General features: G+C 35.6%; 15 protein-coding genes. 4 read left to right on the forward strand and 11 right to left on the reverse strand.

Annotation, left to right across the window (positions count from 1 at the left end):
• Window positions 1–4: 4 nt before the first annotated feature.
• The 5 genes from AABL52_RS20355 to AABL52_RS20375 all read right to left on the reverse strand — a co-directional run bounded on the left by AABL52_RS20355 (window position 5) and on the right by AABL52_RS20375 (window position 4,853).
• Window positions 5–724: a (Fe-S)-binding protein gene (locus AABL52_RS20355; RefSeq protein WP_000869141.1), complete on the reverse strand. Its 720-nt coding sequence runs from the start codon at window positions 722–724 to the stop codon at window positions 5–7.
• Window positions 725–892: 168 nt separating this feature from the next.
• On the reverse strand, window positions 893–1,549 hold the full coding sequence (locus AABL52_RS20360; protein ID WP_000594432.1) for a FadR/GntR family transcriptional regulator: 657 nt from the start codon (window positions 1,547–1,549) through the stop codon (window positions 893–895).
• 261 nt (window positions 1,550–1,810) lie between these two features.
• Window positions 1,811–3,211, reverse strand: coding sequence for a sensor histidine kinase (locus tag AABL52_RS20365; protein ID WP_000494824.1), 1,401 nt, complete (start codon window positions 3,209–3,211; stop codon window positions 1,811–1,813).
• Between the two features lie 3 nt (window positions 3,212–3,214).
• Window positions 3,215–3,886, reverse strand: coding sequence for a response regulator transcription factor (locus AABL52_RS20370; RefSeq protein ID WP_000049884.1), 672 nt, complete (start codon window positions 3,884–3,886; stop codon window positions 3,215–3,217).
• Window positions 3,879–4,853: a YncE family protein gene (locus AABL52_RS20375; RefSeq protein ID WP_097845392.1), complete on the reverse strand. Its 975-nt coding sequence runs from the start codon at window positions 4,851–4,853 to the stop codon at window positions 3,879–3,881. Before AABL52_RS20375 ends, AABL52_RS20370 begins: the two co-directional genes overlap by 8 nt.
• Window positions 4,854–4,989: 136 nt before the next feature.
• On the opposite strand from AABL52_RS20375, the gene AABL52_RS20380 reads away from it, so the two are divergent.
• The 4 genes from AABL52_RS20380 to AABL52_RS20395 all read left to right on the forward strand — a co-directional run bounded on the left by AABL52_RS20380 (window position 4,990) and on the right by AABL52_RS20395 (window position 10,253).
• Window positions 4,990–6,105, forward strand: coding sequence for a CdaR family transcriptional regulator (locus AABL52_RS20380; protein ID WP_097845391.1), 1,116 nt, complete (start codon window positions 4,990–4,992; stop codon window positions 6,103–6,105).
• A gap of 117 nt (window positions 6,106–6,222) precedes the next feature.
• Window positions 6,223–7,635: a glycolate oxidase subunit GlcD gene (gene glcD, locus AABL52_RS20385; RefSeq protein WP_341518280.1), complete on the forward strand. Its 1,413-nt coding sequence runs from the start codon at window positions 6,223–6,225 to the stop codon at window positions 7,633–7,635.
• The gene (locus AABL52_RS20390) at window positions 7,632–8,960 is read left to right on the forward strand and encodes a (Fe-S)-binding protein (protein WP_097845389.1); all 1,329 of its coding nucleotides are present in this window, start codon (window positions 7,632–7,634) and stop codon (window positions 8,958–8,960) included. Before glcD ends, AABL52_RS20390 begins: the two co-directional genes overlap by 4 nt.
• Before the next feature lie 465 nt (window positions 8,961–9,425).
• The gene (locus AABL52_RS20395; RefSeq protein ID WP_341518281.1) at window positions 9,426–10,253 is read left to right on the forward strand and encodes a CAP domain-containing protein; all 828 of its coding nucleotides are present in this window, start codon (window positions 9,426–9,428) and stop codon (window positions 10,251–10,253) included.
• Window positions 10,254–10,294: 41 nt separating this feature from the next.
• Here the strand turns inward: AABL52_RS20395 and AABL52_RS20400 are convergent, their stop codons facing one another.
• From AABL52_RS20400 to potD, 6 genes are all read right to left on the reverse strand, one after another.
• Window positions 10,295–10,900, reverse strand: a complete 606-nt coding sequence (locus AABL52_RS20400) for a DUF1648 domain-containing protein (protein WP_000598991.1) — start codon at window positions 10,898–10,900, stop codon at window positions 10,295–10,297.
• A gap of 91 nt (window positions 10,901–10,991) precedes the next feature.
• A complete protein-coding gene (locus AABL52_RS20405) occupies window positions 10,992–11,915 on the reverse strand; it encodes an RluA family pseudouridine synthase (RefSeq protein WP_000449647.1) in 924 nt (307 codons plus the stop codon).
• Between the two features lie 98 nt (window positions 11,916–12,013).
• Entirely contained in the window at window positions 12,014–12,430 is a 417-nt protein-coding gene (locus AABL52_RS20410; protein ID WP_000490295.1) for a hypothetical protein, read from the reverse strand.
• Window positions 12,431–12,531: 101 nt separating this feature from the next.
• On the reverse strand, window positions 12,532–14,724 hold the full coding sequence (locus AABL52_RS20415) for an MMPL family transporter (protein ID WP_341518282.1): 2,193 nt from the start codon (window positions 14,722–14,724) through the stop codon (window positions 12,532–12,534).
• 110 nt (window positions 14,725–14,834) lie between these two features.
• Entirely contained in the window at window positions 14,835–15,482 is a 648-nt protein-coding gene (locus AABL52_RS20420) for a phosphatase PAP2 family protein (RefSeq protein ID WP_097845385.1), read from the reverse strand.
• 59 nt (window positions 15,483–15,541) lie between these two features.
• Window positions 15,542–16,591, reverse strand: coding sequence for a spermidine/putrescine ABC transporter substrate-binding protein PotD (gene potD / locus AABL52_RS20425; protein ID WP_000772504.1), 1,050 nt, complete (start codon window positions 16,589–16,591; stop codon window positions 15,542–15,544).
• Window positions 16,592–16,602 lie beyond the last annotated feature (11 nt).

Below are 16,602 nucleotides of genomic sequence, written 5' to 3' on the forward strand. Positions count from 1 at the left end.
CCCTTCATGAGCGACTATTCAGTACCTCAGCAATATGCATTACTTTTATTTCTTTTCCTAAACGCTCAATACGTCCGCCAATGTTTAACAAACACCCACAATCTGCACCGATTAAATAATCAGCACCTGTTTCCATTGCACTATCTACCTTTTCATCTACCATTTGCTCAGAAATTGGCGTCATCTTCACTGAAAACGTTCCCCCAAATCCACAACAATTTTGCGCGTTTGGCAGTTCTCTCACAGTTAATCCTTTGACGTTTGATAATAAAATTCCTGGCGCCTCTTTTACTCCAAGCAGGCGTGTCATATGACAAGATTTATGAATAGTAGCGATCCCTGGTAAACTTGCACCAACATCTGTCACTTTTAAAACATCTACAATAAATTGTGTAAATTCATATGTTTTATCAGCAATCTTTTGTGCACGTTTAGCCCACTTCGGATCATCTTTAAAAACATGCGGATACTCATGAAACATTGTCGCACAAGAACCAGATGGTGTAACGATATATTCTGCATCTTCGAAAGTTTCAATCATATGTTTCATCGCTTCTTTTGCTGCTTCTACATGGCCGCTATTATAAGCAGGCTGCCCACAACAAACTTGTGCTTCTGGAAATTCAATTTCACAACCTAAACGCTCCAACACTTCAACTGTTGCTTTGCCGACGTTTGTTTCAAACATATCGACTAAACAAGTAACAAATAAAGTAACTTTCATAACTATTACTCCCCCTTTTTACAACTCCACCAACAAACATATGGTCATCAGATGACTAAGAAAAGAAGAAGTAGGCTCAACCATGGCCTATCCTCTCCCTCTTCTAAAGAAAACGCTTACTTAATCTCTCTCTATTTTATCAAAAAATTTGATTTTTAAAAGATTAAATTACGAATTTATATCGTTTTTACCTGTGACAATATGTTCTACATTTGTTAAATGATCTAGCATTGCTTGTTGCGCTAATTCTACATCTTGCTTTAACACTGCATCATATATAACTTGATGCTCTTCTATAAGTCGTTCTGATGTTGTTTGTTCACCATATAAAATAATGCGTCTTGATTCACCAATTGTTTCAGCAATCATCTCTGAAACGTGATTCATGAGTTCAAGCAAAATGTTATTATGCGAAGACTCCGCAATTCCCATATGGAACTGAAAATCTGCTTTTTCGCCAGCCTTTTCATCTCCAATGTTCTTTGCCATTTCATCTAACCAATGTTTCATATTTTGCAAATTAGCTTCCGTACGCTTTGCCGCAGCTGCTCGAACTGCCCCCACTTCAAGCACCTTTCGTACTTCTAATAAATTCAAAATATCTTCTTTCTTCATTAATAATTTATTGTTTAATGATTTTGTTAATGAAGAAGAATCGAAATTCTTCACATATGTACCTTCTCCTTGTTTCATCTCAATTAAGCCCATTGCTCTTAGCGCACTTAACGCTTCACGAACAGCAGATCTACCAACTTGAAACTGCTCAGCTAATTGATGTACAGGAAGTAGTTTGTCACCAGGTTTTAACGTACCATTTTTAATCATTGTTAAAATAGCTTCAGATACTTCTTCGTAAATTTTTTTCGGTTTAATAGATTTGTACTCCAGTTAAATCACCTCAGTATCTTCCAAACAACAATTGAAACGATTTATAAGAACTTTGCATCATAACTATTTTAGAACGAATTGGTAAGAAGTACAAATGTTTTGTTCATAAAATCGTCAAATTTTTAATATTTGTTTAATATTAACTTATATGTATTCCTATATTTATTTGCGTTCATGAAGAAAAGCATGCCCTTCACGTTAGAACATGCTTTCTTCAACTTGTATTTTCAATTTAATACTAACCGTCGTTCCATTCCCTTTTTCACTTTCAATTCGCCACTGTCCATCATGTATATGAACAATTTGTCTTACAATAGCAAGGCCTAAACCTGTTCCACCATGTTGACGACTTCTCGCTTTATCAACGCGGTAAAAACGTTCGCCAAGATTTTCTAAATGCTCTGTATCAATTCCGATTCCTGTATCTTTTATGTTCAATTCACAGTAATCATCTATCTGCCTGAGCGTTATCATAATATCCCCGTTTTGATTTGTATACCGTATCGCATTATCTAACACGTTATGAAGCACTTGTTGCATACGATCCTCATCAATCATTACAATGATTTCTGGATTTAAATTTGTTGAAATACGAATTTTCTTTTCTATAAACTTAATCTCATACGTATCTAACACATCTTCAATGAGTTGTGAAAAAACGATAGGTTGTTTCTTTAACGGAAAATGTTCTCCTTCTAATTGCGCTAAATCTAATAAATCATGAACGAGGCGCTGCATTCGATCTGCTTCTTTATGAATCAGCTGTGTTACTTTTTCCTGCTGCGGTCCCTTCGCTACACCATCTAAAATAGCCTCGCTATATCCTTTTATATAACTAAGCGGTGTTCTTAATTCATGCGAAACGTTAGCTAAAAATTCCTTACGCTTTACGTCTTCTGTCTCTAAAGAATTTGCCATTTTATTAAATGCTTTTCCTAACCGTCCAATTTCATCTTCGGAAGAAATTGTAATTCGTTCTGAGAAATCTCCCGTAGCCAAATGATTAGCCACTCGTTCCATTTGCGAAAGCGGTCTCGTAATAGCGATAATAATCTTTCTACCAATCCATATTGTTAGTAAAGTCATAGCCAGTGCTAACGGTGCTAAAATAAGGCCCATATCATATATTAAGTCTTTTATACTTTTTAAAGGAATATAAGAATATACAATGCCAACTAACTTTTTATTTTCTAAAACAGGGATGACAACCCCCATAATATTACGTTCAAAATGTTCCTCATACCCTATCTTTGTCACCGTTTTTCCATCTAATAATGTTTGTCTGTCCCCTTCACTTATAAGAGAATGATGATGCACATCAAAAGGTAAACATGCGCTTAAATCACGTGGATTTGATACGAAAAGAACGTCTGAACTAGATATTTGATCAAATGCTCTTACTTTCTCTTCAAAAGTTGCTATTCCTTCATGCTTATCATATTGCGCAGCAAGACCCTTCCCTTCCATTACTAATGAATCTTTTAAATTATCAACGTATAGTTTTTCATACGAATATAAAGATACAAAATAAAGAAAGGAAACTGTTACAAATACTGCACATACTACTGTCAGCCAAAGCTTCTGTACCATCGTAAACATACGTTACACCTCAAATTTATAGCCTACACCCCAAACAGTTTGAATGTAATTTCCACTTTCTCCAAGCTTCAAACGCATCGTTTTCACATGCGTATCTACTGTTCTTGTACTTCCTGCATAATCATATCCCCATACCTTTTCCAGCAATTGTTCCCGGCTAAATACTTGTCCCGTATGTTGGCAAAGAAAATAGAGTAAATCAAACTCTTTTACAGTAAGAGAAATCGGCTCACCATCAGCCTCAATCTTCCTACTTTTTTCATTAATAAGGATCGGTCCAAACTGAATCTCCTCTTGTTGCTCTTGCTTTGTATAACGTCTTAGCACAGCTTCCATACGAGCAATTAGTTCTCCAGGACTAAATGGCTTTACAATATAATCATCTGCTCCCATACGTAAGCCGTTCACCCTATTCCATTCTTCACCTTTTGCTGTTAAAAATATAATTGGTACATCCGATGTTTTTCTAATTTCTTTACAAACTGAAAGTCCATCCATCTCTGGCATCATAATATCTAATACAACGAAATCATAATGATCCGTCTCTAATTTTTTGAGCGCCTCTTTCCCATTTCCAGCTTCTCCCCACTCGTATCCGAAATTATCTAAGTACATTCCAACAAGCTGCCTCATATCACTTTCATCATCTACAACTAGCACCCTATATTTACTCATTGTCCTTCCCTTCCCTCTCTATGAGTTGAAACGGCCCTTTTCCGACTTTAATTGTTTGTTTTATTTTCAAATTCTTCATATCCATGACACACACTTCATCACTATCATAGCTTGCTACGTATCCTTCTGCTCCGCTCTTCAAAAATGCAAATGGGTTCGACCCTACTTCTACAGAAGCTACCTCTTTATACGTGCTAACATCAAACTGTCTAAGCGTATTCGAACCGTGACTTAATGCATATACATACTTATTATCCTTCGTTATATTCACAGGCATAAACGGAGCATGTAAAGAACGTACCATTTCTCCGCTCTGCAATGAATATACTAATACTTTTTCATTGACTTGATTTCCATCACCATGTCCACCAATCCATATTTCTTTCCCATCTGGGCTAATTGTCGCTCCCGTTGATGCTGGGGGAATTATAAAGGATTGTATCACTTCTTTTTTCTTTGTATCAATTGTCGTTAGCTTCGTATCATAAAAGTTTAATACAGATAACTGGTTATGGTACTCTACCATCGTTATTGGTCCTTTTCCGGTTGACACACTCCCTGTCTCTTTCCCCTTTATTGTAAAGAACCTTACCTTTTGAGCAGTTTGATCGGCAGCAAATAATTGCTTTTTATCTTCGGATACGATCACATTTACAATGCCTTTTCCAGTTTTATATTTGGCCACTTGTCTTCCTTCAGCTAGTGAATATACATACATATACTCTAACTGCTTACCATATACAAGTATGTCCTCGCCGTTTGGAAGTAGTGCAACTCCTGCCATTGGTTCATTAAGTTCCCATGTCGTAATTAACTTTTTAGTTTGTTTATCAACAAAACTGATACTACCTTCTTTTATATTCGTTGTTATCATAACACTTTTATCTTTAGCAATCGGTGTATATGTACTTCCTTGACACCCTACTAATAGAAATAAAAAACAGAGAAGAAAAACATACTTTCTCAAAAGGTTCCCTCCATCTTCGGATGATTTCGTTATAATTGTAAAATAACAAATAAATGTGTGGAAAGTGTGAAATTTTCCTTTCTTACTTCATTTACATATATAATGTACAACAAATAGAATTTGAGGTGTGCAAATTATGCTTTTTCCTGATTTAGCGAATAAAATTGTACGAGAAGTACGCAGATTAATTAAAGAAAATATTATTATCATTAATATACAAGGCGTTATTATCGCAAGTACAGATGTAGAAAGAATCGGTCAATTTCATGAAGGCGCACTCCGCTGTGCAAAACAAAAGAAAACTGTCATTATTACAAAAGAAGATGAACGACGTTTGCAAGGCGTAAAGGCGGGGATGAACCTTCCCTTACTATTTCATGACGAAGTAATTGGTGTCATTGGAATTACAGGCGAACCTGAAAATATTTCACAATACGGAGAAATATTACGTAAAATGACCGAACTACTCATTCATGAAAACTACTTTTTAGAACAACTAGAACTTGAACACCGTTCTTATGAAGCATTTGTCTTTGATTGGCTTCAAAATACAGACTGGTCTCCAAGCTTTCTCGATCGCGCAAAAACACTTGGTATTGATTTATATAAGAAGAAACAACTTATTTTGTTCTCTATCGATCAAAATGACACGATGCTTCAGCGTAAAATTTGGCAACACGTACGCAATCTATTAACAAAGGAGCATCTATTTATTCGCTGGGGAAATGATCGATTTATTTTATTTACAGCCACGAGCTCCAAAGAACAAACGTATCAATTTTTAACACGATTAAAACACGATTGTGAAAATTTGTTTTCTATTCCTTTATATATTGGGATTGGACAATCCGTTACGCCAAGCAATATGAACTTATCGTATGAACAAGCATTACAAGCTCTTTCCGTATCACTTGAAACGAAACAAATTGTATTTAATGAAGATTTACGTTTAGAAATGTGCTTACAAGATATTTCCGCAGAAACGCGGGAACAGTTTCTAAGACGCACGATCGAAAACTTACTATCATCTCCTGAGCTTATGCACACTTTACGCTTATTTATCGATTATAACCAATCCTATAAACAAACAGCTGAACAATTACATATACACATTAACACATTGCATTACCGACTTAAAAAGATTGAAGAGCATACGGGACTTGACCCGAAACAATTCAAAGACTTACATATTTTATACTTCTCGCTACTCTTATTAGATAATCATACAAAAAAGAATGATAAAACGGATTAATCTTTAGATGATTATACATAGAAAGAATCCCCCAACTTTTTTATCATTATAATGAAAGCACTGTGACAACGTTTTTTATAATGACTAATTACGTTAACAGTTTGAGGGGGATTTCCAATGTTAGAAAAGCAAATTATTCATTCATTCGTATCCATTGTTGGCAACGATAATGTAGATACATCCAATATGGGGCGTTTAACATATAGTTATGATGCCACTCCAAACTTCCAAGCAATGCCTGATGCAGTCATTGCTCCTCGTAATACAACTGAAGTAGCGGAAGTGTTAAAAGTATGTAACACTCACAACATTCCTGTATATGTTCGTGGTTCTGGAACAAACCTTTGCGCAGGAACATGTCCACTTGAAGGCGGTATCGTCCTTATCTTCCGTCATATGAATAATATTTTAGAAATTGATGAAGAGAATTTAACAATCACAGTACAAGCTGGTGTGATTACGCTTGATATTATTAAAGCTGTAGAAGAAAAAGGTTTATTTTATCCACCAGATCCAAGCTCGATGAAAATTTCTACAATTGGCGGTAACATTAATGAAAATTCAGGTGGGTTACGCGGATTAAAATATGGCGTAACACGTGATTATGTGATGGGTCTTGAACTTGTCTTACCAAATGGCGATATTATTCGCACTGGTGGTAAATTAGCAAAAGATGTAGCTGGTTACGATTTAACTCGGTTATTTATCGGTTCTGAAGGAACACTTGGCGTCGTAACAGAAGCGATATTAAAACTTGTTCCTATGCCTGAAACGAAGAAAACGATGCTTGCGCTCTATGAAGATATTAATGAAGCTGCACGTGCTGTTTCTTCTATTATTGCAAATAAAATCATTCCAGCGACACTTGAGTTTTTAGACCAACCGACAATTGAAGTAGTAGAAGAGTTTGCTCAAATTGGTTTACCAACCGACGTAAAAGCAATTTTATTAATTGAGCAAGATGGTCCGCCTGAAGTTGTCAATCGAGATATTGAAAAAATGGCTAACGTTTGCCGCTCTATGAATGCAGTTGATGTTCGCGTTGCAAAAGATGAAGCAGAAGCAGATGCACTTCGGACAGCTCGCCGTAGTGCGCTATCAGCACTTGCAAGATTAAAGCCTACTACAATACTAGAAGATGCAACGGTACCACGTTCACAAATCGCTCCAATGGTTGAAGCGATTAATGCCATTGCAAAAAAATATAATATTCCTATTTGTACATTTGGACATGCTGGTGATGGTAACTTACATCCAACTTGTATGACAGATGCTCGTAATGAAGAAGAAATGCACCGGGCTGAACAAGCTTTTGCTGAAATATTTGCAAAAGCAATTGAACTTGGTGGCACGATTACTGGTGAACATGGTGTTGGTGCGATGAAAGCTCCGTATTTAGAAATGAAATTAGGTAAAGAAGGTATTACTGCTATGCAAGGGATTAAACAAGCCTTCGATCCAAATAACATTATGAATCCAGGAAAGATGTTCGCGAAGGACACTCGTAAAAGAGTAGTGGTTGAAAGATGACAACATTAAATAAAGAAAACATTCAAAAAGAATTTAAAGAAAGATTAAGTGAAGATGAACTACTAAACTGTATGCGATGCGGTTTCTGCTTACCAACTTGTCCTACTTATATTCAATCTGGATATAAAGAATCACATTCACCACGTGGACGTATCGCAATAATGAAAGCGGTCGTTGACGGTTTAATTGAGCCAGATGAAGATGTTGAAAATACATTAAATGTTTGCCTCGGCTGCCGTGCTTGTGAACCTGTTTGTCCATCTGGTGTGAATTACGGACATTTATTAGAAGAAGCTCGTGATATTATAAATCAAAACAAAAAGTTCTCGGTGCCAGTGAAAGCTGTTCGTAAAGTCGTTTTTGAAGGACTATTCCCGCATCAAAATCGAATGAGAACATTAACAGGACTAATCGGATTTTATCAGCGTTCTGGATTACAAACGCTAACACATAAAACAGGGATTATGAAGTTATTCCCTGAAACACTTGCAACGATGGATCTCGTTTTACCAAAAGTCCCTAAAATGAAAGCAATGAAAGATCGTCCTGAATTTTTACCTGCTGAAAGTACAAAAAAGAAACAAGTTGCATTCTTCACAGGCTGTTTAATGGATACGATGTTTTTAGAAACAAATAACGCAACGATGAAACTTCTTCAGTTAGCTGGTTGTGATATCGTTATTCCGAAAACACAAAGTTGCTGCGGGGCATTACATGGACATGCTGGTGAGAAAAGTGGAGCAAAAGAACTAGCGAAACGTAATATAAAAGCCTTCGAAGATTTAAACATCGACTATATCATTACGAATGCTGGTGGTTGTGGAGCTTACCTCGTAGACTACGATTATCTTTTAAAAGACGATCCACAGTGGGCTGAACGTGCAAAGCAGTTTGTTTCTAAAATTAAAGATATTACCGCTATTCTAGTAGAACTAGATTTCCATAAACGTAATGACTTACGACTCAAGCCGCAAATTATTACGTATCAAGACTCTTGTCATTTACGCAATGTTATGCGAACATCTTCAGAACCTCGTATGTTACTAGAAGCAATTCAAGGCGCAACATACCGTGAAATGAAAGATGCGGATCGCTGCTGTGGTTCTGCTGGTATTTACAATATTGTCCATTCAGAGTTATCCATGGAATTTCTAGATTATAAAATGGATCGTGTGCATGAAACAGAAGCAGCAACTATTGTTACTGCAAATCCAGGTTGTCTACTACAAATGAAATTAGGCATTGAACGAGAAGGACTTTCTCATAAAATGAGAGGAATTCACATTGTAGATTTATTATTAGAAGCAATTGAAACCAACTCGTAATAACTCGTAACATACGTAATAATAAGAAAACGGCTATCTCCTTCGTCTACGTAAAGAGATAGCCGCTTTTTTGTCCTCTACAACATTAAAAATATGTTACTTTATTATAAAAAAGAACGACAGAAATATTACATTTTTGTAAAAATCAATCCAGTATATTCCTCAAAAAAATGCTCAAACCATTGATACAATAGGATTCTTCATTTTCAATACAGGTACATTTATCCAAAAACCCCCTCTTAAAACCAAGTATAAAAATGCTGAAAATTCCTTTTATACTCTATGTTTCTCTTATTTTGGCTCTTTTCACCCCTTAGGATAAATTAGGTAAATTTTAAGTCTATGAATTTTTTTCCATCTTTTTTCTCGCAAAATCTATGCTACGATGAATTTGTCAGTCAGACAGGCTGTCAAAAACAAATCGTGTGAAAACAAATTAAAACTTTATATAGGGGGACACACATCATGAAAAAGCGTGTTTTATTATCTGTAGCTGCTGCAACGGCTCTTACTTTAGGAGTATCTTCTCTAGATGCACAAGCTGCAACAGTACAACCATCTAATATAAAGGTTCAAAATATTCAGCATTCAAAAGTGATGATGAAGCAAATGAGCCAACAAGAATTACAAGCATTCTTACAATCTATGGGCGTGGAATCATTAGCACAATGGCAACAAGGAAACTTCCAACCAAATTGCATTATTCCTGGTCAACAACCTACTGAAAATATTGTAACTGAGCAACCAACAGCTAAGCCAGAAACTCAAAAGCCTGTTGAGCAAAAACCAGTTGAGCAAAAGCCTGCTGAAGAAGTTCAAAAACCAGAAGCTCAAAAACCTGCTGAAAACAACAATACTCAAAAGCCTGCTGAACAAAAACCTGCTGAGCAAAAGCCTGCTGAAGAAGCAAAATCTTTAAGCGAGTTCGAACAACGTGTTGTTGAATTAACAAACGCTGAGCGTGCAAAACAAGGCTTACCAGCTTTAAAAATCGATACTGAATTAAGCAAAGTAGCACGCATTAAATCTGAAGATATGCAAAAAAACAACTACTTTGATCATAACAGCCCTACATACGGGTCTCCATTTGACATGATGAAGAAATTTGGTATTTCTTATACATCTGCCGGTGAAAACATCGCTCAAGGCCAACGTACACCTGAAGAAGTAGTACAAGCTTGGATGAACAGTGCTGGACACCGTGCAAACATCTTAAATAACGGCTTCACTCACATCGGTGTTGGCTATGTAGAAAGCGGCAACTACTGGACACAACAATTTATTACGAAGTAAATAGATTAAAAGAGTCTTCTCATAATGAGAAGACTCTTTTTTTACGTTTCATAACTTTCTATTATGTATGAGTACATTATGTAGAACATAAACAAAATAGAGCCACAGCTTATTACACTAAGTAACACATAAAACCCCCACTTCAAGTTCAAAAACAATGAAAACAATATACTACATGCCATCACTTGAAAAATCCGCCTACTCACTAAACGAATTTTTTGTAATTTGATTGGGTCTTTTTCCGTACTCTTAACTGTTTTAAAGCCTTTACTAAGCATAAAAAGAAACATACTAATTCCAATTGTTAGTCCTGTCTGGAAGGATATCATGCTTCCACAATTAATAAAGAGAATGAGCATATGGATAAACAACATAAATAATGTAATCGTCTTTAGAAATCCACTTATAATGATATGCTCGCCTTCATTAACCTTATATATATTATGTGAAATAATATACACGAATCCATGTAAAAAAATAATAAGACAAGGAATAAATGCTATAACAACTTGTTTACTCATAAACTCGTTCGGCCCACCATTTTCATTCCAATGTACTGCCATAAAGTTTGGTAAATATGGATAAAGACATAGAGTAACTAAAAGACAAGCGAAAAATATTCCTAATATATATTTATATTTGATCAAGTGATTCTCACCTCTCTTTTCTCTTAACGGCTTCGCTTCTTTTAGAGAAATCCCTGCAAAAATCTACTTTTCTCAAACTTAAACTTACACTTTACGCATTCATTCTTTGAAATTCTTTCATTGTATTATTTAATTTTGTAGGAAATGGTACATCCACTTCGATCTCTTCTTTCGTAATTGGATGTAAGAAATGAATCTTCATCGCATGTAATGCTTGCCCTGTCATATGTTTCGTTTGTCCACCATATAATACATCTCCAACTAATGGATTACCATGATAGCTCATATGAACACGAATCTGATGAGTTCTACCAGTTTCTAATTGTAACGTCACAAACGTAACATTTTGTTTTTTAAAATACTTCTCTACTTTATAATATGTGATCGCTTGATCTCCCTTTGGAGAAACACGTCGTCTCGTCGCATGATGACGATCTCTTCCAATAGCTGCGTCAACGGTTCCTTGCTTACCTTTTACTTTTCCTTCAACAAGCGCCGCATATGTTCTTTTAATTTTTCGTTCCATTAATAAACGATCCATAATTGCACCAGCAATTCTATGCTTAGCAAACACAACACCACCTGTCGTATCTTTATCTAACCGATGAATATGACGAACCTTCGTCTCTAAACCTTGCATTTGAAAATGAAAGGCAACCAGGTTTGCAAGTGTTCCCGTTCCACCTTTTTCAGCAGGATGTGTGTCCATCTTCTCAGGCTTATTTACGATAAGTACGTGATCGTCTTCATATACTACATGTAATTCACCATATTCAGGCTCTACATCGTATTCTTCCTCCACAAACATATGAACTTGCAACTTATCGCCTTCTTTTAAAAGCTCATTCCATCTTCTTTGTTCTCCGTTAACGGTAACACCTTTTTCCATACGAAGCTGATGTAACAACTTTTTCGGTATTTCCCATTCTATTTTTAATAACGAATCAATACTTATGCCATTCCATTTCGCTGGAACAGTAATCTCGCACCATTCGCCCTTTTTATTCGTTTCCATACTGTATCACCTTATTTCTATTGATTCTCTCATTGTAACGGAAAATACTCTTTGATGCACCGTCAAAAATAGAGGACAGTCTTATAATAGACTGCCCCTCACGCTCTACGCCTTTTCATTTCTTGCAATACTTCTTCCGCTTTTTGTTCATACGATAAATCTTTAAAGAAATCCGCCAATCTTTTATAATCATTATACGTATCTAATAAGTCATCAATTTTTTCTACTTTCATCACTTGTTGTTTTTGCTTCATTTTTACTGGATAACGATAGCCCGATACCTCTTGTATTTTGTAATACTCATCCTCTACTTGAATGACCTTTACAAGTTCCTCCTCTTCCGCATCCATCGTATACCCATCAAAATCTCTCAGCAATTCATAAATAATATGAGTCCATTCATCTTTTGGATAAAATCCTTTTTCTAACCGATAACCGACAATGCGATACATATGCCCATCGTTTTCTGCAAACTGTACTGTATCATTTAGCTTAAACTTAAAATAACGAAACATTGCCTTCACCTACTTATATGTAATGTTCTTATCACATACTATTTGCAAAATGTAGGTCTTGCTATTCATAAAAAAATACTCATCTATAAGATGAGTATTTTTTACGATGATTTTTCTCTTTTCTTTCGAAATGGTAACCACCAGTTCCAGTCTCCAAACAATTTCATTAAACTTGGTACGAGCATAAGACGAATAATTGTTGCATCAAGGAATATCGCTAATGCAACGCCCAGCCCCATTTGCCGTACTGGTAAAATATCAGTAAAGGCAAACGCACCAGTTACAACAATCATAATTAACGCAGCTGATGTAATGATCCTACTTGTTGACACAAGTCCTTCTAACGTAGCTTGATCGTTATCTCCTGTTTCTTCATACAGTTCATGAATACGTGAAATAAGAAAGACTTCATAATCCATACTAAGCCCAAATACGAGACCGAAAATGAAGATTGGTAAGACAAATAGAACAGGACTCGCTTCTAAACCAAAATGTCCACCTTCAAATAACCAAACAACAATTCCGATTGTTGCACTTAAACTAAGTATATTCATAATAATCGCCTTAATTGGAATGAGTATAGATCGGAATGCAAATAATAATATAACAAAGGTCGATCCAAATATAACAGACATACCAATTGCAACTTTATCTTTAATTTCATCTTCTAATTCTTGTTGGAACGTCGTCATCCCGCCTAAATAATACGTAACATCTGTTTCTTTATAATTTTGTTTAAAATCACGAATCCATTGTTTAGCAGTTTCAGTACGTGGTTTCGTTTTCAAAAAGATTTCTATCGTCGTCTTATTCTCTTTCGTATATGCTTCAAATATAGGAGCTAGTTTCGCTGCTTCTGATGACTCTAACACTCCAGCAACTTGATCTGCTTTCATACCAGTTAATCCGTCGTATAAGCTTCTTACCTCATATACTTTCTTATCATCTTTTAACTTTTGAACGACTTTTTCTACCTTTTGTAAACTTTCTTTTTCTTTCATATCTTTTTTCGTCTCTACCACTAACGTAACATCAGCATGTGTTTTTGCAGTTTCATTAAATGCCTCTTCGTACTTCTCATATGCAAGTCTTGTATCACTTTGTTTAGGTAGAGCTTCTACGTCAGGGAACTGCAAATTCGCAGTACGTAATGGTAATAAGCAAATAACAATAAATGTTGTAACGACAATAATCATCGCAATTGGATGTTTCATTACAAATTGTGCAAATTTACGCCACGCCTTTGCTGGTGTATGTGCTACTTGATTCTTTTTTAATATTCGTTTACCAATTAAGGATAATAGCGCTGGAAGGAGTGTGAGTGAAAATAAAATACTCATAATCACAACAATCATTCCGCTAATTGCGACAGATTGAATATAATCGATTTTAAAGAAAAACAAGCCGGATAATCCAACAAATACACATAATCCTGAAAATACGATTGCACGCCCTGCTGTTTGATATGTAATTGCTATCGCTTCTTTTACCGTTCGCTTTGCAACTTCCTCTCGAAAGCGATTTACAAATAATAGCGCAAAATCAATAGATAAGGCAAGTCCAATCATCGGTGCAACATTTAACACAAAGATAGATAGTTCCTTATCGACACCTATAAAGTATAATATTCCCATCGTACTAATAACACTAAGTGCCCCATTTACAATTGGTAAAATAGATGCTAAAAGGCTACCAAATGAAAATAGTAATACGAGAAATGCAATCGGTAACCCAATCATCTCTGCTACTTTTAAATCATTTTGCGTTCTTTCATTAATCTCTTGATTAATTTTTGGAAATCCTGTTGGCGTTACTTTTAACGCTGCATTACTTTCCTTTTCGACTTTATCAGCAAATTGTAATGTCTTTTCCATTCGTTCCTTATTTGTTTTCCCGGAAAATAAAATTGTCGCATAGCCGATATCATCTTGTAACATTTCTTTATTTTGCACTGGGTGATGGAAAGATTCATAAGTCTCTTTCTCTTGTACATTTTTTACAATTCCCTCTACTTGCTTTTGAAATTCTTCATGTGAAACACCTTTATTTTTTTCAAAAACGAGTAAAAGTGTATCTTGAGACCTCTTAAAATCTTTATCTAAAATTTCTTTCGTCTTTTGATAGTCCCCTTCTGTTTGGAAACCGTCACCACCTAATACTCCTGGTAGCTTTGGGGCAAAAATACCAAGCGCTATCGCAAGCAATAGTAATGCTACAATTACTGTATAACGAAACTGATACAAAAAAGTGCCTAACTTCCCCCACTTATCCACTTTATGTACATTTGTCTTCACGCACTTTCACCTACTTTAAATAATTCAATTGTTATTTATACTGTATCACATCTTCGTACAAACAAAAAACGTCTAGAAACACTATAATAATAGTTTTTCTAGACGTTTTTTCATCTCTCTTTATTAAGCCCCAATCTCTCGGTAAGTAAACGATGGTAGTAAATCGCCATAATTAACAAAATACCACCTACGCAATAACCAGCTAAAATATCAGTTGGGTAATGCACATTTAAAATAACTCTGCTTAATCCAATCGATACAATTAAGATTCCCATCAAGATCGTTATAACATATTTCCCCGTTACACTCTTCAAATTTGCCGCAATGATATAAGCAAGAAAGCCGAATGTCATAATAGATAACATTGCATGCCCACTAGGGAAACTATATCCAAGCGCATCCAACGCTTCATTTAATGAAGGACGCTCCCTTTTCACAATTTCTTTTATCCCTTTATTAACAAGATGTGTTATTAAAATACCCATTGGATACACGATCATCGCCGCATAATAACGTTTTCTCCAAAAAACAAGTAAACTTATAGCTAACGTAGTTACGATCCCGATAGCAGAACCTAATTTTGTATAGTGTGAAAAAAATGTAAGCGAACCTTCTGTTTGTAATCCTTTTACTAATGCTCGGACATATGTATCCATCACTGTAACGCCACCCGCATGTACGCGCCAAGCAACAATGCCAAATACAGCAAGTAATAAAACAATACATACTACCTCATATTGATGTAGCTTCTTCTTCAAGCGATTTCCTCCTACTATGAAAAAATGCGATTTCTGTTTTAGAAACCGCATTTCCTTACTTATTTACCTTTTGTTTTTAACTCTGTCCAGTAACGATCATAGTCTTTTAGCTTATCGTCTACATCAACAAGCCATTCTGTACGATCTAATTCTTCTTTCGTTAAGAAGATCATATGATTATCACGATATTCTTTACTATGAAGAGGATGAGCTTTTTCATTAGGATTACTGTATCCAATTGACTCGTAGTTTTTCACACTTACTTTTTCATCTAATAAGTAGTTCATAAACTTCTCTGCAAGCTCTTTGTTTTTTGCACCTTTTGGAATTGCTAACGTATCAGCCCAAATTGTGCCGCCTTCTTTTGGTACAACGTACTCTACATCTTTATTATCTTTTGCGATAAATGCTGCATCTCCAGACCAAACTGTTCCGATCCAAGCATCTTCTGTAATGAATTTTTGTTTAATATTATCTGTATCAAATGCTAATAAGTTTGGAAGTAGCTTCTGTAAATCCGTTGCAGCTGTCTTTAACTGTGCATCGTCTTTCGTGCTGTTTGAGAATCCATGCTTCTTAAGACCCATTCCTAACACTTCACGAGAATCATTTAATAATGTTACATGCCCTTTATATTTCTCATTCCATAGGTCAGCCCAGCTTGTAGGAGCTTCTTTCACATACTTTTTATTGTACGCAATACCTGTTACGCCCCAAGTATATACTAGAGAATATTTATTCTCTGGATCAAACGCAGGTGTTTTGAAATTAGAAACCATATTTTCGATATTTGGGATATTCTTTTTATCTAACGGCGCTAATAAATCCATTTTTGCCATTGTTTTAACCATGTAATCAGATGGCTGAATTAAATCATACTTTGCGCCACCAGCTTGTAATTTCGCGAGCATTTCTTCGTTACTTGCGTACTTATCATAGTTAACTTTCACGTTATATTTCTTTTCAAAATCTCTTAGCACTTGCTCATCAAAATTGTCAGCCCAGCTATAAATGTTTAACTCTTCTTTCTTTTCACCACAACCAGCAAGTACACCAGCTACAAGACTAAAGCTAATTGCTGCGCCGGCTAATCTTTTCATTAATTTCATCGGTTTATTAC

The sequence above is a fragment of the Bacillus paramobilis genome (genome assembly GCF_038096195.1).
Lineage (GTDB): Bacteria > Bacillota > Bacilli > Bacillales > Bacillaceae_G > Bacillus_A > Bacillus_A mobilis.